The 20,147-nt window shown below is 69.6% G+C and carries 21 protein-coding genes; 8 read left to right on the plus strand and 13 right to left on the minus strand.

What is annotated here, in order from left to right; all coding sequences use genetic code 11:
* The first annotated feature begins 100 nt into the window (after positions 1-100).
* Together AS031_RS15335 and AS031_RS15340 are read left to right on the plus strand one after the other, a co-directional pair.
* Entirely contained in the window at positions 101-478 is a 378-nt protein-coding gene (locus tag AS031_RS15335; RefSeq protein ID WP_058269012.1) for a winged helix-turn-helix transcriptional regulator, read from the plus strand.
* A 227-nt stretch (positions 479-705) separates the two neighbouring features.
* Positions 706-969 carry a hypothetical protein gene (locus tag AS031_RS15340; protein ID WP_058269054.1) on the plus strand — a complete coding sequence of 88 codons (264 nt, stop codon included), beginning with the start codon at positions 706-708 and terminating at the stop codon, positions 967-969.
* 41 nt (positions 970-1,010) lie between these two features.
* Here AS031_RS15340 and AS031_RS15345 read toward each other — a convergent pair whose 3' ends face one another.
* Together AS031_RS15345 and AS031_RS15350 are read right to left on the minus strand one after the other, a co-directional pair.
* Complete coding sequence (locus tag AS031_RS15345; RefSeq protein ID WP_058269013.1) at positions 1,011-1,760, minus strand: 3-hydroxybutyrate dehydrogenase; 750 nt, start codon at positions 1,758-1,760, stop codon at positions 1,011-1,013.
* A gap of 43 nt (positions 1,761-1,803) precedes the next feature.
* The gene (locus tag AS031_RS15350) at positions 1,804-3,183 is read right to left on the minus strand and encodes an MFS transporter (RefSeq protein ID WP_058269014.1); all 1,380 of its coding nucleotides are present in this window, start codon (positions 3,181-3,183) and stop codon (positions 1,804-1,806) included.
* A gap of 130 nt (positions 3,184-3,313) precedes the next feature.
* On the opposite strand from AS031_RS15350, the gene AS031_RS15355 reads away from it, so the two are divergent.
* Positions 3,314-4,210 (plus strand): LysR family transcriptional regulator, encoded by an 897-nt coding sequence (locus AS031_RS15355; RefSeq protein WP_058269015.1) that lies wholly within the window; start codon positions 3,314-3,316, stop codon positions 4,208-4,210.
* Here AS031_RS15355 and AS031_RS15360 read toward each other — a convergent pair.
* From AS031_RS15360 to AS031_RS15410, 11 genes are all read right to left on the minus strand, one after another.
* Positions 4,207-5,127 carry a spermidine synthase gene (locus AS031_RS15360; protein WP_058269016.1) on the minus strand — a complete coding sequence of 307 codons (921 nt, stop codon included), beginning with the start codon at positions 5,125-5,127 and terminating at the stop codon, positions 4,207-4,209. The two genes, AS031_RS15355 and AS031_RS15360, sit on opposite strands and share 4 nt — an antisense overlap.
* Positions 5,128-5,187: 60 nt before the next feature.
* Positions 5,188-6,744, minus strand: a complete 1,557-nt coding sequence (gene rfaE2 / locus AS031_RS15365; RefSeq protein WP_058269017.1) for a D-glycero-beta-D-manno-heptose 1-phosphate adenylyltransferase — start codon at positions 6,742-6,744, stop codon at positions 5,188-5,190.
* Complete coding sequence (locus AS031_RS15370) at positions 6,741-8,186, minus strand: aldehyde dehydrogenase family protein (RefSeq protein ID WP_058269018.1); 1,446 nt, start codon at positions 8,184-8,186, stop codon at positions 6,741-6,743. Before AS031_RS15370 ends, rfaE2 begins: the two co-directional genes overlap by 4 nt.
* Positions 8,187-8,228: 42 nt before the next feature.
* A complete protein-coding gene (locus AS031_RS15375) occupies positions 8,229-8,930 on the minus strand; it encodes an SDR family oxidoreductase (RefSeq protein ID WP_058269019.1) in 702 nt (233 codons plus the stop codon).
* A gap of 72 nt (positions 8,931-9,002) precedes the next feature.
* Entirely contained in the window at positions 9,003-10,427 is a 1,425-nt protein-coding gene (locus tag AS031_RS15380) for a PfkB family carbohydrate kinase (RefSeq protein ID WP_058269020.1), read from the minus strand.
* On the minus strand, positions 10,424-11,125 hold the full coding sequence (locus AS031_RS15385; RefSeq protein WP_058269021.1) for a D-sedoheptulose-7-phosphate isomerase: 702 nt from the start codon (positions 11,123-11,125) through the stop codon (positions 10,424-10,426). The genes AS031_RS15380 and AS031_RS15385 overlap by 4 nt, the downstream gene beginning before the upstream one ends.
* On the minus strand, positions 11,122-12,387 hold the full coding sequence (locus tag AS031_RS15390) for a glycosyltransferase (RefSeq protein ID WP_058269022.1): 1,266 nt from the start codon (positions 12,385-12,387) through the stop codon (positions 11,122-11,124). The genes AS031_RS15385 and AS031_RS15390 overlap by 4 nt, the downstream gene beginning before the upstream one ends.
* On the minus strand, positions 12,384-13,412 hold the full coding sequence (locus AS031_RS15395; RefSeq protein WP_058269023.1) for a glycosyltransferase: 1,029 nt from the start codon (positions 13,410-13,412) through the stop codon (positions 12,384-12,386). The genes AS031_RS15390 and AS031_RS15395 overlap by 4 nt, the downstream gene beginning before the upstream one ends.
* A complete protein-coding gene (locus AS031_RS15400; protein WP_058269055.1) occupies positions 13,409-14,503 on the minus strand; it encodes a glycosyltransferase family 9 protein in 1,095 nt (364 codons plus the stop codon). Before AS031_RS15400 ends, AS031_RS15395 begins: the two co-directional genes overlap by 4 nt.
* On the minus strand, positions 14,503-15,036 hold the full coding sequence (locus tag AS031_RS15405) for a D-glycero-alpha-D-manno-heptose-1,7-bisphosphate 7-phosphatase (RefSeq protein ID WP_058269024.1): 534 nt from the start codon (positions 15,034-15,036) through the stop codon (positions 14,503-14,505). The genes AS031_RS15400 and AS031_RS15405 overlap by 1 nt, the downstream gene beginning before the upstream one ends.
* A gap of 159 nt (positions 15,037-15,195) precedes the next feature.
* Positions 15,196-16,167, minus strand: a complete 972-nt coding sequence (locus AS031_RS15410; RefSeq protein ID WP_058269025.1) for a sigma-70 family RNA polymerase sigma factor — start codon at positions 16,165-16,167, stop codon at positions 15,196-15,198.
* 147 nt (positions 16,168-16,314) lie between these two features.
* Here AS031_RS15410 and AS031_RS15415 point away from each other — a divergent pair, with 147 nt between their 5' ends.
* From AS031_RS15415 to AS031_RS15435, 5 genes are all read left to right on the plus strand, one after another.
* Positions 16,315-17,355: an NAD-dependent epimerase/dehydratase family protein gene (locus AS031_RS15415; RefSeq protein WP_058269026.1), complete on the plus strand. Its 1,041-nt coding sequence runs from the start codon at positions 16,315-16,317 to the stop codon at positions 17,353-17,355.
* Between the two features lie 130 nt (positions 17,356-17,485).
* Positions 17,486-18,124 carry a hypothetical protein gene (locus AS031_RS15420; protein ID WP_058269027.1) on the plus strand — a complete coding sequence of 213 codons (639 nt, stop codon included), beginning with the start codon at positions 17,486-17,488 and terminating at the stop codon, positions 18,122-18,124.
* A 199-nt stretch (positions 18,125-18,323) separates the two neighbouring features.
* Positions 18,324-19,337: a hypothetical protein gene (locus AS031_RS15425; RefSeq protein WP_058269028.1), complete on the plus strand. Its 1,014-nt coding sequence runs from the start codon at positions 18,324-18,326 to the stop codon at positions 19,335-19,337.
* Complete coding sequence (locus AS031_RS15430) at positions 19,337-19,765, plus strand: phage holin family protein (protein ID WP_058269029.1); 429 nt, start codon at positions 19,337-19,339, stop codon at positions 19,763-19,765. The genes AS031_RS15425 and AS031_RS15430 overlap by 1 nt, the downstream gene beginning before the upstream one ends.
* Positions 19,762-20,147 (plus strand): DUF3618 domain-containing protein (locus AS031_RS15435; RefSeq protein WP_141688847.1); only part of this gene is annotated, 386 nt, incomplete at its 3' end. The genes AS031_RS15430 and AS031_RS15435, both read left to right, overlap by 4 nt.

Here is a 20,147-nt window from a genome sequence, read left to right on the forward strand (position 1 = left end):
TTTCGCTGTCGAAAGGGACAACGACGCCCCCGCGGGTTTACTTCCCGAAAGAGAGTACGCACTTTGAAGTAAGGTACTGACCCCGCGGTAAGCTGTTCCCATGGAAGCTGACGTGCGGCCCGCGCCCCTCCCGCTGAGCTTTACCGACGGCGTGTTCCCGGCCGGGTGCCCCAGCCGTATCCTGCTGGACCACGTGACCAGCAAATGGGGCGTCCTGATTCTGATCGCGCTCTCCGAAGGGGCGCAGCGCTGGAGTGAGCTGCGGCGCCGGACTGAGGGAATCAGTGAAAAGATGCTGGCCCAGACCCTCAAGACACTGGAACGGGACGGCCTGGTCAGCCGGGAGGCGCAGCCGGTCATCCCGCCGCGGGTGGACTACAGCCTCACCGGCAAAGGCTACGAGCTCAGCGCCCTGCTGGTGCCCTTGGTGGCCTGGGCGTTCGACAACGCCGAGGAAATCATCAACGGCAAAGCCTGAAGCCGGCGCCGGTATGGCCGTATCCCGCGCCGTAATAATTCCGTGTCCAAAAACGCGTAGCCTGCCCCACCAAACCCGAGTACCTGTTACTGGTGTTACTGGTGTGATTAGCGCATAGCGTTGGCGTAAGGTGCCTGGCCGGAATAGGAGGACCATCCTCTGCTGGGAGCGTTCCGGCAACCGGCACCGCTACTGCGCGGCGCGCTGCCGCCAGGGAGTTGGTGACCATGGCCACGAACGATGTCCAGGACCTGTCCGGAATGGGCCGGCCCATCAGCCTCGCCACGGCCGTTGCCCGGGGCTGGGAACGGGCCGTCGGGGCCCTGAGCCCGCGCAGCCCCTACCGGATCGGTGACGCCGTGCTGGGGGACGATCCCTTCAACGGCCGGCACGAGGGCACGGTGGTGTCGCAGGAGGGCGCCACCGTGGGGGTCAAAACCGCGCGCGGACTGTTCTTCTACGACCACCGGCAACTGCGAAGGCTGGACTGACCGCGGCTGCGGCCAGCCCAGCCTTCGGGCGTAGCGGTCAGTTACTTGGCGGACCAGCCGCCGTCCATGGTGTAGCTGGCCCCGGTCACCATTCCTGCATGGTCCGAAGCAAGCCACGCCACCAGGGAAGCCACCTCTTCAGGCTCCACGAGGCGCTTGATGGCGGCTTCCGTGAGCATCACCTTGGCCAGGACCTCGGACTCGGGAATGCCATGCACGGCAGCCTGGTCGGCTAGCTGCTTCTCCACCAGCGGGGTACGCACGTACCCGGGGTTGACGCAGTTCGAGGTGACCCCGTGCTCCCCGCCCTCCAGCGCCGTCACCTTGCTCAGCCCCTCCAGGCCGTGCTTGGCGGATACATACGCGCTCTTGAACGGGGAGGCACGGATCCCGTGCACGGAGGACAGGTTGATGATCCGGCCGAACCTGTTGGCATACATATGCGGCAGCGCAGCCCGGATGAGCAGGAACGGCGCTTCCAGCATCAGGGCCAGGATCCGCCGGAACTGCACGGGATCGAACTCCTCGATGGGGCTGATCCGCTGGATCCCGGCGTTGTTCACCAGGATGTCGCAGTCCAGGCTCACGGTGGCGAGCGAGTCCACGTCCAGCAGGTCAACGGCCCAGGAGGTGCCGCCCACTTCGTCGGCGAGGGCCGCGGCGCCGTCGGCGTCGACGTCGGCCACCACCACCTTTGCCCCGCGGGCCGCGAGTTCCCGGACGCAGGCTGCGCCGATGCCGCTTGCACCGCCGGTGACCAGCGCCTTGCGGCCGTTCAGTTCGTGTTCCATATCAAATCCTTTCCTGCGCACGCTGCCCCGGACTCCCGGAAGCTCAGCGGGCGGTGGCCTTGAGCAGTCCTTCGCGGGCGGCGTCGGCCTTGTCCACGTCCTCCAGCGCAATGCCCTTGGTTTCGCGCAGGCTCAGCACGGCGAAGGCGGTGATGGCGCAGGCGACCACCAGGTAGATGGCCGTGGGAACCCAGGAGCCGGTGTCCTTCAGCCACTGGGTGGCCAGCAGCGGAGCCAGCGAACCGGCGAAGATGGACGTAACCTGGGAGCCGAGCGAAACGCCGGCGTAGCGCATGCGGGTGGGGAACAGTTCGGCCATGATGGCGGGCTGGCCGGCGTACATGAAGGCGTGCAGGCACAGGCCGATGGTCACGGCGAGCACGATGATGACGGCGTTGCGGGTGTCGAACATCGGGAAGGCGAAGAACGGCCACACGGCACCGGTCACCGCACCCACCATGTACACGGGCTTGCGTCCCCAGCGGTCCACCAGGCGCCCCACCTGCGGAATGACCAGGAAGTGGATGACGTGGGCGATCAGCAGCGCCAGCAGCAGGGATGAGGTGTCGTACTTGTGCACGCTCTTCAGGTAGACGATCGCGAAGCTGACCACCAGGTAGTACATGATGTTCTCGGCGAACCGGAGCCCCATGGCCTGCAGGATGCCCTTGGGGTACTTCCGGATGACCTCGCCGACGCCGTAGCTGACGGCCTTTTCCTTCTCCACCAGTTCCTTGGCTTCGAGGAAGATGGGCGCCTCGGAGACGTGCTTGCGGATGTAGTAGCCCACGAACACGATCACTGCGGAAAGCCAGAACGCCACGCGCCAGCCCCAGCCGAGGAAGGCTTCGCTGCTGAGGGTGGAGGACATGACGAACAGCACCAGCGTAGCCAGCAGGTTGCCCACCGGCACCGCGGCCTGGGGCCAGCTGGACCAGAAGGCACGGGTCTTGTTGGGGCTGTGTTCAGCCACCAGCAGCACGGCGCCGCCCCACTCGCCGCCCAGCGCGAAGCCCTGGATGAAGCGGAGGAACACCAGCAGCGCCGGCGCCAGGTAACCGATCTCGGCGAAGCCGGGCAGGCAGCCCATCAGGAAGGTCGAGACGCCGATGATCACGATGGTCAGTTGCAGTGTGGGCTTGCGGCCCAGCTTGTCGCCGATCTGGCCGAAGACGATGCCGCCCAGCGGACGTGCCACGAAGCCCACCGCGTAGGTGATGAAGGCCTGGATGATGCCGTCCAGTTCATTGCCGGTGGAGGGGAAGAAGTACTTGCCGAACACCAGGGTGGCCGCGGTGGCGTAGAGGAAGAACTCATACCACTCCACCACCGTGCCCACCATGGAGGCGGCAACGATCTTCTTCAGCCCTTCACCCTTTGTGGGGGCCCCGGTTTGGCTGGCCGGGCGTTCTCCTACGCTCACTGGTTTTCTCCTTAGTGTCCACATTGACACGTGCTGTGATCTCCAGCACAAGTGACTACCCTGAGTATTGCTGCACAAAGATGCGCCTTCAATGCCCAAAGGGGCACCCTGCATGTGCACAATTGCAGATATGAACCCGAATCCCGATGACTTGCTGGTCCTCCTCGAGGTGTCCCGTTCGGCGAAATTCACGACGGCGGCGCAAGCCCTGGGCCTGAACCACACCACCGTCTCACGCAGGATCGCCGCGCTGGAGAAGGCGCTCGGCGGCCGGGTCCTGGCGCGTGCCGCCGGCGGCTGGGAACTGACGGAGCTGGGAGCGCAGGCCGTCCGCGTGGCCGAACAGGTGGAGGGGGTGCTGGCCACGCTGGGACCCGGCGGCCAGGCACCGGACCCGGTTACCGGCGTCGTGCGCATGACGGCAACGGACGGGTTCAGCGCCTACATCGCCGCACCGGCCGTGGCCCGGCTGCGGCGGGAGCACCCCGGACTCAGCGTGGAAGTGGTCACCATGACGCGGCGGGCGCTCCAGCAGCGTTCCGGCCTGGACATCGAGGTGGTGGTGGGCGAGCCGCAGGTGCACCGTGCCGAAGCCGTCCGGCTGGGCGAATACATGCTGGGCATGTACGCGTCGCGAGAGTACCTGAAGGAGCACGGCGCACCCGGCACCGTGGCGGAGCTGAACAGCCATCCGCTGGTCTACTTTGTCGATTCCATGCTGCAGGTGGACGATCTCGATGCGCCGCGGCGCCTGGTCCCGGCCATGCGGGACGGACTGACGTCCACCAACGTCTTTGTGCACGTGGAGGCCACCAGGGCGGGCGCGGGCATCGGGTTCCTGCCCTGCTTCATGGGCGACCTCCATGACGACCTGGTCAGGCTCCTGCCGGAGGACATCGCGGAGCTGCTCCCCTACTGGATGGTGCTGCGGCCCGACTCGCTGCGCCGGCCGGCAGTGGCGGCCGTGGTCCAGGCGCTGCGCGACCGGATGGCCGAGCACCGGGACGCGCTGCTGGGGCGGGGTTAGGGCTCTTCCACGGGGTCGTGGCGGATCGGGGCGTTGGCGGCGAAGGCACGGACCTGCGCGTCGTCCCAGATGTGCGCCGGCACCGCCCCGCCCAGCAGGCGGCGCGCCAGCTGGGGATCGTCGCCGAACGGAACGTCGCTGCCGGCCATGACCATGTTGCCGTAGCGGCGGCCCTTGAGCATGGCGGGATCGGCGATGATCAGGGTGTGCTTGAAGGCCGCGGCGATGGTGGCGGCGTCCTCCCGTGCATTCTTCAGGTCCGGAGCGTCGCCGGAGTTCACCACGTACAGACCGCCGGGGGCCAGGACCCGGCGCGCGTGCGCCGTGAATTCGGCAGTGGTCAGCGGCCGCGGCGTGAAGGCACCGGCGAAGACGTCCCGGATGATGAAGTCGCGGGTATCCGGGGTGAGCGTCTCCGTGACGGCCCGGGCCTCCCCTACCCGGAGGCGGAGCAGCGGAGCCTTGGGGAGGTCGAACCAGCCGCGCACGTACTCGGCCAGTTTGCCGTCCAGCTCCACCACCACCTGCCGGGCGTCCGGGTAGGCGGCCGCGACATAGCGGGCCAGGGAGCAGGCACCGCCGCCCAGGTGGAGTCCGCGGAGTTTCTGCCCGTTTCCGGCAACGTCCGACGGCGGCCAGCGGGACTCGATGAGCGCGGCAATCCAGCGCATGTATTCGAAGTCCAGGAACAGCGGGTCCGCGAGGTCGATGTGGGAGCTCATGACTCCGTTGATCTTCAGCAGCCAGCCGGTGGAGTTGTCCTGGTCCGCGATCAGCTCGCAGTCGCCGGTGTCAATGTAGTAGACACCCTCCACGGGCCCCTTCCCGGAGCTGCCCTTGGCGGCAGGCGCAGAGGCGACGTCCACCGCGCCCGGGCTCCGGCTGTTCCTGCCCCCTGACTTTCCGCGTTTCGCCATTACCCCTGCCCCGCTTCAGTCATGCTCCAACCCTAGTGGACCCAGCCTCAGTCCCCGGGTTCAGTCCCCGGGGCCGGGGAGGACGGCGGCCACGCCCTCGCCGCCCCTGATGCGGTTGACCACGGCGGTGGTGGAGCGTTCGGCGACGTAGTCGAGGATGGCCACGCGTCCGCCGGATTCCTCGACGGCGGGGGTTTCCGCCAGCATCTCCGGGCTGTAGTCACCGCCCTTGGCGTAGACGTCGGGCCGCAGCTGCCGGATCAGCGGTTCGGCGGTGGGGGTGTCGAAGACCGTCACGTAGTCCACGCAGCTCAGGGCCGCCACCACGGCGGCCCGGTCCGCCACGGGGTTGATGGGCCGGCCGGGGCCCTTGAGCCGGGTGACCGAGTCGTCGCTGTTCAGTGCGACCACCAGGATGTCGCCCAGCTGCTTGGCCTGGTTCAGGTAGCGGGTGTGGCCGCTGTGCAGGACGTCGAAGCAGCCGTTGGTCAGCACGATGCGCTGCCCCTCGGACCTGTGGAGTTCCAACTGCTGCTCCAACTCATCGGCCCCCAGCGCGGTGTCCGCGAAGGCCGCCAGGTACCGGCCCAGCTGGCTGGTGCTGCACACGGATGTCCCGGGCTGGTGGACCACGACGTCGGCGGCGGCCTGGGCGAGGTCGAGGCTGGCCGTCAGCGGGAGGCCGGCCGAACGGGCCAGGGTCAGGGCGGCCACGAAGGTATCGCCTGCGCCCGAAGCCTGTTTCTCGGCCGCCGGGCGCGCCCACGTGCGGTGCGTGCCGCCGTCGGGCCTGACCAAAACGGTTCCGTCCCGGTCCAGGGTGACCACCACGGCCGCGGCTCCCGTGGCCGCCAGCAGGGCCGGCCCGTGCCCGCTGACCGTCTCAGCCCGGTCCTGCCCGTCGGGCAGCCGGAGGTCCAGCAGCCGGGCTGTTTCCTGCGCGTTCGGCGTCACCAGGTCAGGGTTGAGGGCGGCCCAGGGGCGGGGATCGTGCGAATCGACCACCACCAGGGGCCGATCCGGCCCCGAACCGCCGGTGGCGGAGCGGGCGAGGGCCTGCACCAGGCCCTCGTGCACGGGGCCGGCAAGGACGCCGTTGCCGTAGTCGCACACCAGTACCGCGTCGCGGCGTTCGACGGCGGCGCGCACCGACGAGGCGAGGGCGGCGAGCGCCGGGGCGGGCACCGTCCGGGCGGCGTCGTCGAGGCGGAGCATCACCTGCCCTCCGCTGCTGATCCGGATCTTGGTGGTGGTGACCATGTCCGGGTGGGAGTGCAGGTGCGTGACGTCGATGCCTGCCGCCACCAACTGGCGGCGAAGGTCCGCGCCGGCGTCGTCCGTGCCGATGATCCCCGCCACGGAGACCCGCGCTCCCAGGGCGGCTAGGTTCATGGCGGTATTGGCTGCGCCGCCGGGGACGGAGTGGCGGGCCTGGAGGTCCACCACGGGCGCGGGAGCCTCCCGGCACAGCCGTTCGATGGTGCCGTTCCACCAGCCGTCCAGCATGAGGTCGCCGATGACCAGGACGGACGGCGCCTCCGCGGCCAGCCGTCCCGGCAGCCAGTCGGCGAGCGCCCGCTGGGTGGAGAGGTCGGCGGCGTCCGGGACCGTGGTCATGGCCGGGCCTCTTCCGGGGAGTGGGGCGATTCATCGGTGGCGGAAGGAGGGGCGGCAATGTGGACCACCTTGACCCGGCTGAACTCGTCCAGCAGTTCCGGCCCGTACCCGAAGCCCGCGCCGCTTTCGCCCCGCGGCTGGGCCGCTCCGCCCGGCGCGCCGCCGAACACCTCGTTGACCTTGACCGTGCCCACCGGCAGTGCCGCCACCGCCTGCTGGATGTGGGCGATGTTGCTGCTCAGGACGGTGGCCGCGAGGCCGTACCTGCCGCTGCACGCCTGCCGCAGGCCGTCGTCGAACGTGTCCACCACCTGGATGGGGGCAACCGGGCCGAAGGTTTCCTCCGCCATGACCTGCATCCGGTCCGTGCAGCCGGACAGGACCGTGGCCGGGTAGAAGGAGCCCGGCCCGTCCGGAACCGCTCCGCCTTCGAGGGCCCGGGCACCCTGTTCCAGCGCGTCCGCCACGTGGGCGTGCACCTGGTCCCGCATGCGCAGGTCCACCAGGGGTGCCACCGACCCGTCGGCGTTGCGGCGCGCCGCCTCCGCCTGGAGTGCCGCGGTGAAGTCCTCGGCGATGTCCCGGTGGACGTAGATCCGCTCCACAGAGGTGCAGATCTGGCCGCTGTTGCTGAAGGCCCCAATGGCTGCCTGTTCCGCGGCCCAGGCCGGGTCCACGTCGCGGTCCACCAGGAGGGGATCATTGCCACCGTTTTCCCGGATGACGTGGGCGCCGGTGAGGGCTCCCGCGCGGGCAATCCTGGCGCCGGCGGCGCTGGAACCCACATGCGCCAGCACATCCACCTCGGACTGCGAGAGCAAGGCACCCACCACGGCGCCGCCGGAGACTGTCAGGAAAACCCCTGGCGGGAACGCCGGGGCCAGCACTTCGCCCAGCGCCTCCCCCAGCCGGGGGCAGCGCTCGCTGGGTTTGTGGATGACGGCGTTGCCGGTGGCCAGCGCGGCTCCGATCAGGCCGCAGGCCACGGCCACGGGATCGTTCCACGGGGTGAGGAGGACGGCCACGCCGTGCGGTTCTGCCACCGTGTAGTCGGCTGCGAGCCGGTTGCCCCGCAGGCTGTGGCCGCGGTGGACGGGGGCCAGTTCGGCGTACTGCTCCAGCGTGGACACCGCGGCGCCGATCCCGGCGAGCGCTTCCTCCACCGGGCGGCCGGTTTCGCTGGCATTGAGCCCCGCCAGCTCCCGGGCCGCCGCGTCCAGGGCCCGGGCAGCGGCCTTCAGTGCCGCGCCCCGTTCGGCCGGTGCCGCGGCAGCCCAGTCCGGCGCGGCGCTGCGTGCCACCTCGACGGCCTGGGCCACCGTGCCGGCGTCGGCTTCGGGAACGGTCCACAGGACCTCGCCCGTGCGCGGATCGCTGATGGTGATGCCGGCGGCTGCTGCCGCTTCCCGGCCTGCGGCCGTATCAATCGCTGTGGTGGGCATGGTGTTCCTCCCGTCGTATGTATATAGGGCAGATGGCCGGGGTTAGGGCCAGGAGCCCTCTTCCTCATGGCAGACCAGCATTTCGCGGACCTCGCAGCCCCGGGGCTGGTTGAGCGCGAACAGGATGGCTTTGGCCGTGTTGGCGGGGTCGTTGAGCCGCGAGTCGTCCTGCGGCTTGTACTGTTCCGTGCGGTCATCGAAGAAGTGCGTCTTCATGCCGCCGGGGATCAGGGTGGTCACGCCGATTTCGCCGCCGGTCTCGGCCGCGAGGGCGTGGCTGAAGCCCACCACCCCGAACTTGGAGGCGCAGTAGGCGGTGGCGTCGGCCACGGCACGCTTGCCCAGCGTGGACGCCACCGTCACCACGCGGCCGTGGGTTTCCTTCAGGTAGGGCAGCGCGGCGCGCACCACGGAGACGGTGCCCATCAGGTTGACCCCGATGACCTTTTCCCACTCGGTGGCTTCGACGTCGGCCAGTTTGCCACAGCGGTCGATTCCGGCCGCGGTGACCACGGCGTCCAGGCCGCCCACGGTGTCGGCGGCTTCGCGGACGGCCGCTTCCACGGCCTGCCGGTCCGCGACGTCCACTTCGAACGCCTTGACGCCGGAAACGCTGCTGATGTCGCGGTCCAGCACCACGGGCGTTCCGCCCGCCTGGAGGACTGCTTCGACGACGGCGGCGCCCAGTCCGGAGGCACCTCCGGTGACCAGCACGCGTCCGGGGTTGTTGGCATCTTCAGTCATGGTGTTCCTTTCGTTGGGCATCACATCGTGAGGGGTGGAGGGCGCCGGATGGCCCGGCAGCCCCCGCCGGGGTCAGCTGACCTTTGCCAGGGCCTCGGCCAGCCCAGTGGTGGAGCGGGCCGGGTGGAAGGGGACGGTCAGGCAGCGGCCGCCCCAGCGTTCCACGAGATCCGATTCGGGCAGCCGGGCGCCCTTGTAGTCGCCGCCTTTGACCCAGATGTCCGGGCGGAGCCGGTCCAGGGCAGCCTCGGGGGTGTCCTCGTCGAAGACCATGACGGCGTCGACGCATTCCATGGCGAGCAGGAGTTCGGCCCTGTCGTGCTGGCCGATGATGGGTCGTTCGGGGCCTTTGAGCCGCCGGACGGACTCGTCGGAGTTCAGGCAGACGATCAGGCAGTCCCCCAGTTCCCGGGCGGCGGCGAGGGTGCGCACGTGCCCGGCGTGCAGCAGGTCGAAGCAGCCGCCCGTGGCCACCACCGTGCCGCCGCTGCCGCGGACGGCACGGGCCAGCAGGAGCGGCTCCGTGGTGCGGAGCAGGGGGCCGCTGCTGCCACGCGGCGCCGGACCGGACGGCTGTTCCTCCACGGCCCGGTCCGGCAGGGCGGAGACCCCGCCCGCGGCCAGGAAGTCTGCGGCTTCCTGGACGGCGAGTGCGGATGCTTCCGGGAGGGGCCGGCCGGCGAGCAGGTGCACTGCGAGTCCGGCCACCAGCCGGTCACCGGCGCCGCAGGGATCGCCGGCCGCCACCCGGGGTGCGGGGACGGCCAGGGGCTCCGGTTCGTCCGCCCGCACCAGCAGGGCGCCGTCCTCTCCCCTGGTGACCAGGACGGCGCGGCTGGCCCAGCGGGTGAGCAGGGTCTGCGCGGCTGCCGTTGCCGGGTCGGCGTGCTCCTGGCCTCCCGAAGCTTCGCGGTCCTGGCTGTACGCCGCGGCGGCCTTGGTGGCCTCCGCCAGGTTCGGTGTCACGACGGCGACTCCCGGCACGGGCTCCGGACCGGACGGGTGCGGGTCCCAGATCACGGGGATGCCAGCCGCGAGCCTGGCCAGCAGGCTGCGCAGCTGCGGGTTGGCCGCCACTCCCCTGCCGTAATCGGCCACGATGACAACGCCGGCTTCCTCCACGGCCCGGAGCATGGCGCCGGTCATTTCCGGGACCGGCGGCTTATCGCAGCCCTGGTCGAAGCGGACCACCGGATGGGATCCGGCGCGCACCCGGGTTTTGACCGGTGAGGCGTGGCCGCTGGGCCCGGACACCAGCCGCACACCGGCGAGATGGTCCTGGAGTTGCCTGCCGGCGTCGTCGTCTCCGAGCACCGTGACCAGGGTGACGGGCCAGCCGTCCTCCGCTAGCATGCGTGCCACCAGCCCGGCCCCGCCGGCGCGGCGGCGGGTGCCGGTGACGTCCACCACGGGAACGGGCGCGTCCGGGCTCAGCCGGGTTGCCTCGCCGGAGAGGTCCACGTCCAGCATGACGTCTCCCACCACCACGATTCTCATGCCCTGCCCCCTTGCGGCAGTCCGGTGGCGGTGGCACGGCGTCCCACTTCAAGGTCGAAGGCCCGGCAGACCGCGTGCAGGGCGATCAGGTGCCCTTCCTGGGCGTTGGCGTTCAGGGCATCGATCATCACGGCTTCGTCGCAGGCGTCCGCCAACGGGTTGGGCCCGGCGCCGGTAAGCGCCCAGGTGGTGATGTTGAGCCGGGATGCCGCCTCCGCCGCCCGCAGCAGGTTGGGGCTCTTGCCGCTGGTGGAGAGCAGCATGAGCACATCGCCGGAGCGGCCGTGCGCCCGCACCTGCCGGGCGAAGACGTCGTCGTATCCGTAGTCATTGGCGATCGCCGTCACGGCGGACGTTTCCGCGTGCAGGGAGATGGCCGAGAACGGGACCCGTTCGCCGTCGAACCTCCCCACCAGTTCGGCGGTGAGGTGCTGGGCTTCTGCCGCGGACCCGCCGTTCCCGGCGGCGAGCAGCCGCTGCCCGCGGAGCAGCCGCTGGGCCAGTTCCCCACCCCAGGCGGCCAGCCGCCCGGACTGGCTGCGCAGGGACTCCAGGGCAGGCACCACGTTGTCCAGGTGTTGCCGTACGGCGTCCGTGCCTGCCGGGTCCGCGGCTGCCTCCGGCAGCAGGACCGGCAGCTCGGGCGTCCCGGTCAGCCGGGCCAGGTCCACGTCGCGCAGGGATGATTCGGCAGTCACAGTGCAGCTCCTTCCATGGGGACTACGCCCGTTGCCGGGCTCGCGGCGGCCCCTGCCACGGCGAGTTGGTAGGCCTTTTCGGATTCGGCAGCCACACGGTCCCAGGAATACCGGGCGCGGGCGCGCCGCTGGCCGGCGTCGCCGAGTTCGGCGCGCAGGTCCCGGTTGCCCAGCAGCATGGCCAGGGCGGAGGCGATGGCCTCCGGGTCCCGCGGGGGAACGTGCAGGCCGGTGGCGTGGTCCACCACGGTGTCCCGCAGGCCGCCCACCGCTGCCGCCACTACGGGCACCCCGCAGGCCATCGCCTCCAGGGGAACGATGCCAAAGGGTTCGTACCAGGGGGCGCAGACCACGGCGTCGGCGCTGCGGAAGATGCCGGGCATCTCGCCGCGGGACACCTGGCCTTCGAGCACTACCTGGTCCCGGACACCGAGCTCGTCGGCGAGGGCCAGCAGCCGGCACACCTCGGGGTCGGTGTGCAGGGCGCCCGAGTCACCGCCGCCGCCCACGATCAGCAGCTCGACGTCGTCGAAGCCGGCTGCTTTCAGGTACGGCAGGGCACGGATCACCAGGTCCACGCCCTTTCGCGGGACCAGCCGGCCCACGGACAGGATCCGGTGCCTGCGGCCCCTGGCAGCCACGGGTCCCGTCGGGGCAAACACGTCCAGGTCCACGCCGCAGGGGGCAATGGAGATCTTTCCGGTGTTGATGCCCATGGCCTTCAGTTCAAAGACCTCGTCGGAGCAGGTGGCGATGATCCGGTCCGCGGAGCGGCCCACGCCGGGTTCCAGCCACCGGCGTTCCTGCGGGCTGGTGTCCTCCGCGCCCTGGTGCCGGCGTTTGACCGTGCCGAGCGCATGGAACGTCTGGATGACCGGCACCCGGTATCCGGAGTCCGGCCGGCGGGCTGCGTCCAGGGCAGCCACCCCGGACATCCAGAAGTGGCCGTGCACCACGTCCGGCGGCCGGTGCCCCCAGTCGCGGGCCACGCCGTCCGCGAGCTCACCCATGAAGGGCAGCAACTCGTCCTTGGGCACGTGGCGGGCCGGGCCGGCGTCGACATGGACCACCTCGAAGCGGCGCCCCACCCGGACCCGGGCGGGAAGCTCCGTTGCGTCCCGGCGGGTGTAGACGGTGACGTGGTGTCCGCGTTTGGCCAGGGCTTCGGACAGTGCTGCCACGTGGACGTTCTGCCCGCCCGCATCCACCCCGCCCAGTGCCGCCAGCGGACTGGCGTGCTCGGAAATCATGGCGATCTTCATGGGGTCTTCCTTTCTCGGGCCGGAACGAGGATCCGCTCCTCCGGCCGGTGGGTGGCGGAAAGGCTGCTGCCGAGGTCGGCGAGGAGCTGGTCCCAGCTGTCCTGGAACCTGCCCAGGCCGTACCGCTCCAGTGCGGCTTCCCGCGCAGCCGCACCCCGCCGTCGGGCTTCCTCCGGGTTGGCGACCAGCCGGCGGGCGCAGCGGAGCAGCTCGTCGATGTCCGCGGACACCGCGCCGGCCTCCGCAGGCACCGCCCGGGGCGCCTCGGTGGCGGCCAGGGCCACCACCGGCATGCCCAGGTGCATCGCCTCCAGCAGGGACAGGCCCAGCGACGTCCAGCGCATCGGGTGCACGTAGACGCGGCAGCGGGCCAGTTCCCGGTGCAGTTCGGCGGTCTTCAGGTCGCCGCGGGGCGTCAACCGGTCCGTGGGAATGCCGGTGGCCACCGCCAGCCCCTCGGTCTTCATGCCGAACACCTGCAGGGGCGCCACCGAGGCGAACGCCGGAAGCAGGTCCGTGCCGGTCACCCTGCCCCGGCGCACCGGCTCGTTGACCACCACGCCAAGGTCCGGAAGTTCCCCGGTGTAGAGGTGGCCGGGGTCGGGGATGCCGTGTTCAATGACGGTGGAAACGGCGGATCCGTTGTCCCAGGCAAGCCGGTTGAAGTGCGTCACGTGCACGATGGGGATGGTGTGCTGGTCCGCCAGCGGGTGCCGGGTGAACGGGAAATCCCCCTTGGGCGTGTTGTGTTCCACGAAGACCGCCGGCAGGTCCCGTCCCGGCGTGCGGCCGAGGATGCGCGTTACTTCGCCGATCTCCTCCGGGCGCTGAAGCACGACGGCGTCAACGGAGTCCGCGTCCAGCGCGGCCAGATCCACCTCCCGGACCGAGGCCGGCCAGTTGCGCCCGGCACGGCCCAGCCCCCAGGCTCCGCCCTCCGGCAGGACCGGGAGCAGGTATTCGTGCCTGCCGCGGACGAAGGCGTCCGTCCAGGAACCGTGGACATGCCAGAGCAGGATTCTCATCTGTTGCGGGCCTTTCTACGGGTGCTGACGTGGGTACTGAGGGAGCTCACGCCGCTGATCAGGCGTTCCACGGCTGCCACCACCTCCTCGGGGGACACGGAGTCCAGGCAGGGGTGGCCGGGAACGGGACAGACGCGGGCGCGGGTCAGGCGGCAGGCAGCGTTCTGGTCGCCCAGCAGTTCCAGCGGCACCCCGTACGGTGCCCAGCGGATGGCTGGAACCACGGGTGAGAAGAGGCTGACCACCGGGGTGCCGACGGCGGCGGCCAGGTGGGCCGGTCCCGTGTTTCCGGCGACCACGGCCTGGGCTCCGGCCATGACACCGGCCATCGTGGACAGGTCGGTGCGGCCGCCGAGGTCCAAGGCGGACGGGCCGGCCACAGTGGCTGTCAGGGACGTCTCGTTGGGTCCGCCCGTCACCACCACCTTGTGCCCGGATCCCTGCAGGAGTTCAACGGCGGCTGCGTGGTGCAGCGGCGGCCAGGCCCGGGCCGGGACGGCCGCGCCCGGATGGACCACCACATAGGGTTCGTCCCCGACGAGGCCACGCACGTCGGGGATGTCGGCGAGGCGGAGTTTTCCGTCGTCCCCGGGTGGAAGCCGGAACCCGGCGGCCTCGGCGATTCCCAGGGCCCGCTCTGCCTCGGGCTGGTCCTCGGGGAAGTCCTCACCGGGCTTCAAGCGGACGTCCAGGAGGGATCCTGCGTAGTCAGTGGAGGCGCCGGTGATGCGCTCCACGCCGGCGAGCCGCAGCAGGAGCGCCAGCGGCAGCGGGGATTGGTGGAAGGAGGTCAGGATGACGGCCTCGGAGATCCTTGAATTGCGGACGTACTCGATCAGCCGGTCCGCATGCGGGCCCGTCATGGCAGGTGCCGGGTTCATGATCCAGGGGCTGTCCCAGCTGTAGACCTCGGCGGCTCCGGGCAGGAGGCCTGCCGCTGCCTCGCCCTGCCGGCCGCACAGCATGACCACATGGTTCCCTGCGCCGCTGTCCGACTGCCCGGACCTGCCGTTGGCGACGGCCCGGACCGCCGGTCCGGCCAGCAGCACATCGCCCATGCTGTCCAGCCGGGCCACCAGAACCCGCCCCATCATGACTCCCCGAGCAGGGCGACGGCGTGGGCCAGGTCCCGTGCCACCAGCGGCGCTGCACGGACTTCCTCGGCCCGGGTGACGGGAGTGGGAACGAGGACACCGGTGGCGCCGGCGGCGGCAGCTGCGCGGACGTCCGCGCCGATGTCTCCGATCAGGGCAGTGCTGGATTCGTCGATCCCCAGCCGCCGGCAGGCGCTGTGCACCATGCCCGGCGCCGGCTTCCGGCACTCACAGTTGTCCTGGTCCGAGTGGGGGCAGATTTCCCATACGTCGAAGGGACCGAGGAGCTCTTCCACCCTGGCATTCACCGCGGAAACGTCCGCTTCACTGATGAGCCCGCGGGCGATCCCTGACTGGTTGCTGACTACGCCGGTGGCGATCCCGCGGTCCCGGAGGCTGTCCAGCACTGCCTTGGCTCCGGGCATGGGCCGGACCAGGTCCGGATCCCCGTTGTAGGGCACGTCGACGACGAGCGTGCCGTCCCGGTCAAACAGCACAGCGCGGATCCTGCCGGATGTGGAGCTTCCCATAAATGACCTGTTCCCTCCTTCTGTTGCTCCTAAACACGGCCAGCGGTAATTGGGGACCGGCACCGGGTAGTGCCGGCCCGCTGAGCAGGCACGATAGGGCTTGGGTGGCGCTTTTCTTCTGTCCGCTAGCGGCGGACAGCGGCGTGGTGGCGTTGCGGCTCAGGAGGTGGCCGGCCGGCCGAAGCCCCGGCGTGCCGGTGCCCGCCGGGCGTGTTCCCGGTGTTCGCGCGGGGCAGGCCCTCCGGCCTTGCGGAGCGGTCCAGCCGCGGACGCGGCTGCCGGCTGCGAGCCCATCTCCAGCCGGCGCTGGAGTTCCACCAGCACCTTGGCCAGGCGGCGCGATACCTGCATCTGGGACATGCCCAGCCGCTTGCCCAGCTGCACCTGGGTTTCTTCGCAGAAGTAGCGGCGGTACAGGAGCTCCCGGTCCGCCGGGTCCAGGTCCTGCATGGCCTCACGCAGGCAGGCCAGCTCTTCCAGCCGCTCCAAGGGCGTGTCCGGGCAGGCGAGCATGTCCCCGATGGACGGAGCGTCCGAATGGGGGTTCACCGCGTCCAGGGAATCCGGATGCATGCTGCTGGATGCCGAGATCGCTTCCTGGATGTCGGCCGGATCGGACTCCAGTTCGCTGGCGAGCTCAGCCACGCTGGGGCTCCTCCCCAGCGTCTGCGTCAGTTCCGGCTCCGCCCTGAACATCCGCGTTCGAAGGTCCTGGATGTTCCGGGGCGGCCGGACCACCCAGGTGCGGTCACGCAGGTAGCGCTTCAACTCCCCCGTGATCGTGGGCGCGGCATAGGCCGGGAAGCTCTCCCCCTTGGACCGATCAAACCCCTTGGCGGCCTTGACCAGCCCGAGGTAAGCCACCTGGTTCAGGTCGGCGCGTTCGCGGCCACGGGCTTCGAACCGTGCCGCCAGTGCTTCGGCGAGGTCAAGGTAGCCCAGGACGAGATCGTTCTCGAAGGTCTCCCGGAGCTGCCCGCCGTTCGCCGGAACGGAACTCGAATGAGGGGACCCGGCGCCGACGGCGTGGGTTCGCCTGGCTGCTGGGTGGAGTGGTTTTTGCTGATGGACGATCGGGTGATCGTAGGGTGTGGGAGTATCCACGGAAACTGAGGAAAATGATTCTGGCATTGTCGTTGGTTCCCTCGGGGGTGGTTCCGAAAGCCTGCGGCAAGACTTAGAAGCAGCAAATCATAAGGTTGCTTATAAAACAATCCTCTTCCGCTATAGGCTCGTCGGGTAAGCAGTTCCGCCAACCACTCCCAAGGAGCCGCCGCCATGCGCATTGCCGTCACCGGAGCCAGTGGAAACGCGGGTACCGCGCTCCTGCGCAACCTTCAAGGCCAGCTGTCACGAAAGCCCGGCAGCCTGCAGCTCAGCGGCATCAGCCGCCGTCGCCCGGACACCACCGCGCAGCCGTACGCCGGCGTCGAATGGCACACGCTCGACGTCGGGCTGAAGGAGGACCTGCCCCGGCTCGAAGCAGCCCTTCGTGGAGTGGACGCAGTAGTCCATCTCGCCTGGCAGATCCAACCAAACCGGGACCTTGAGCAGCTGTACCGGACCAATGTCGTGGGGACGGAGCATGTCCTGGAGGCGGCGCGGAGGGCAGGAGTCAAACAGGTGGTGTGCGCGTCCTCGGTTGGGGCGTACAGCAAGGCTTCGAAGGACCGGCGCACGGATGAATCCTGGCCGGCAGGGGGCATGCAGGGCTCCCACTACAGCCGGCACAAGGCGGAGCAGGAAAAGCTGCTGGACCGTTTCGCCGAGGCCAACCCTGCCATCGCAGTGGCCCGGCTGCGGCCCGCCCTGATCTTCCAGTCTGACGCAGGCAGCGAGATCGGGAAGTACTTCCTGGGCCGACTGATTCCGCGGCTGCTGCCCGCACGGTTGCGGATCCCCCTCCTTCCGGTTCCGGACGGCCTGGTCTTCCAGGCGGTCCATGCCGACGACGTCGCAGAGGCCTACTGGCGCACCGTGGACCAGCGCGCCAGCGGGGCCTTCAACATCGCCGCCGAACCGGTCCTCACCCCGCAGGAACTTGCCCGCCTGGTGGGGGCCCGGAGGATCCTTCCCATCCCCATGGGGCTGCTGCGTGGGCTGGTGGATCTTACTTGGCGTCTGCGGGTGCAGCCGACGGACGCAGGGTGGGTGGAGATGGCTGCCGGCGCACCCGTGATGGACACCAGCCGGGCCAGGCGCGTCCTGGGGTGGGAGCCGGCCACGTCGTCCCTGGATGCCGTTCGGGACGTACTCGCGGGCATGGGAAAGGGGGAAGGGGCGCGCCCCTCCCCCCTCCTAAAACCCAGGAACTCCTGAAACCAAGGAACTCCTCACACCGAGGAACTCCGGGCGTCGAGGAACTCCGGGCGTCGAGCGGAATCTAAAGCAGGTTGGATCCGCCCGCCTCGGGTCCTTGGAAGCTGTGCCCCGGAGACTAGATTCCGTCATGCGGATTCCGGTCAGCGGCGCGAGGTTCACGGACCCTGTCCGTGCCGTCCGCGCCGCCGGTCCGGTCATCCGGGCGGCCATCGGCCCGCTCCCCCGGCTGCGGCTCGCGCATGCCGTGCACGCCTCCGGCCTGGTCATCAGCGCGCCCGCCTGCGTGCGGCTCCCGGATTCCGTCCACCCGGCCATCCTGCCCGGCGCTGTATTCCTCCTGCTGTCGACGGCCCGTGACTTCCCCCGCTGCCGCATCAGGGTGGAGCGGCTGGCCCTCCCCATCCTCGCGGCGGGCACGTCGGCCGCCGCCACTGCCGACGTCGGGATCTATCTCGTCGGCCTTGCGGGCGTGACCGGCGACCTCAGTGCGCAGCTCCTCCGCCTCATGCGCCTGCTGCTCGGCTTCCTGCCGCAGCCGGGCGGCGTTGACCTGCGCCTGCTCGGCGTCCGCACGCGCACGGGCCGCCTTGGCTTCCCGCTCACGGGCGTCGATTTCCTTGTTCTCCGCTTCCCTGCGGATCTCGGCTGCCTTTTCCCGGTGCTCCTGATCGCGCTTCTGCTGCATGGCCTTCCGGCGCCGCCCACCGAGAAGGAGCAGCAAAATAGCCACGATCACCACAACGGCGACCACTATCCATATCCATGACGCTGTATCCACGCTACCCACCACTTTCACCTAGGTTGTGACCGGGCGGGCCCTCGCCCTACCGGTTGATCCGTCGAGACCGGTTACAACTCGTTTACGAAGGGTACTTACCTTTCATTAGTAATCATGCTTATCATTTTACGGCCAGTATTGCTGGTTCTTCATCAATAACCGGCCTTCTTGGAAAGAGAGATCGAAGATGACAGAGAACCAATGGCCCGAGGACCCCAATGCGGCTCCCACGGCCAGTACAGGAATCCCGGGTGAGCGAGCTGCCGCCACCTTCCCCAACGCCACCACTCCTCCCGCCGGCGACCTGGACGCCGGAACCTATGCCACCACCGGAACCTCAGCGGGGACCACAACGGGCGGCACGTCCAAGACCGACGCCGCCAAGCAGGAGGCGTCCAACGTGGCAGGCCAGGCGGCATCCGCTGCCCAGGACGTCGCGCAGACCGCCAAGGAGGAGGCCGCGAATGTGGCTGCCGAGGCGAAGTCCAGTGCACAGGACCTTTTGCACCAGGCCCGGGCAGGCTTGACCAGCCAGGCGGGAACCCAGCAGCAGAAGGCTGCCGAGGGAATCCGCACCATTTCCGGCCAGCTGCACAGCATGGCCAGCGCCCCGGACCAGCAGGGCGTGGCCAGCGACCTCATCCGTCAGGCCGCGCAGCGCAGCGAGTCCGTGGCTTCCTGGCTGGAGAACCGTGAGCCGGGAGACCTGCTCGGCGAGGTCCAGCGGTTCGCCCGCAACAAGCCCGGCACCTTCCTGCTGCTCGCCGCAGGCGCCGGCGTACTCGCCGGACGGCTGACCCGCAGCCTCACCGCGGGTGCCCCTGAATCAACAGGAACCGCAACCGGACGGTCCGGCCTCACCACCGGCTACACAGGTTCGCAGTACTCGGGTACCCAGTACGGCGACCAGTACAACAACTCACCCTCCGTTGCAGGCGGCGCCGTTCCCCCGCCACCGGTGCAGCTCCCCGGCCCGGCCACCACCACCGCAGGGTACGACGGCGGCGCCCCCGGCAGCGGCTACCCCGAGCCCGCACGGCCTGCCAGCGGGCTGGACAGCCCGCAGCTGGTGGAGGAACCGTGGTCCGGCAACCGCATTTCCGACGATCCACTCCGGGACCGGGAACTCGCAGATGATCCGATGGCCAACGATCCGCTCACGCGCGACCGCTCCTCGGACGGTCAGTCCGGCAGGCTCTGATGAGCAGTCAGATTCCTGAGTCGCCGGATCTGGCGCATCAGAAAGCGGATAACGCCTCGCTGGGCGAGCTCCTGGGTGATGTGACCCGGGACCTGTCCACCCTGATGCGCCAGGAAGTGGAACTGGCCAAAGCCGAAGCCAAGCAGTCGGCCACCCGCGCCGGGAAAGGCGGCGGCATGCTCGCCGGCGCCGGCGTCGCGGGCCACTTCGTCCTGATCTTCCTGTCCCTGGCCCTGATGTTCGCCCTCGGCGCCCTCATGCCCCTGGGCTGGGCCGCCGTGATCGTCGCCGCGATCTGGGGCATCATCGCCGCCATCCTGGCCAGTATCGGCCGCAAGGAACTCAAACAGATCAAGGGACTGCCCCAAACCGGGGAAACACTCTCCGAAATCCCCCCAACCCTCAAACCAGGTGAGGTAAACCGATGAGCGAGAACCCGGACGCAATCCGCGCAGACATTGAAGCAACCCGGGCACGCCTGGGCACCAACGTCGACGCCGTCGCGGACAAAGTCACCCCGTCCAACATCGTCCACCGCCAAACAGACAAACTCAAAGACGCCGTGACCGGCGTGAAGGAGAAAGTCATGGGAGCAGCAGACCACACCACCACCCGCGTGCATAACGCCGCCGGCACCGGCACCGGACACGCCGGCAACGCCCTCCACCACACCGGCGACACCCTCCACGACGCCAAAGACACCGCCGCCGCCAAACTCAGCGACGCCGGCCAGGCCGTCTCCCACGCCCCGGACCAGGTCAAAGCCAAAACCGCCGGCAACCCCCTGGCCGCAGGCCTGATCGCCTTCGG

It is taken from the genome of Pseudarthrobacter enclensis (assembly GCF_001457025.1).
Classification (GTDB): domain Bacteria; phylum Actinomycetota; class Actinomycetes; order Actinomycetales; family Micrococcaceae; genus Arthrobacter; species Arthrobacter enclensis.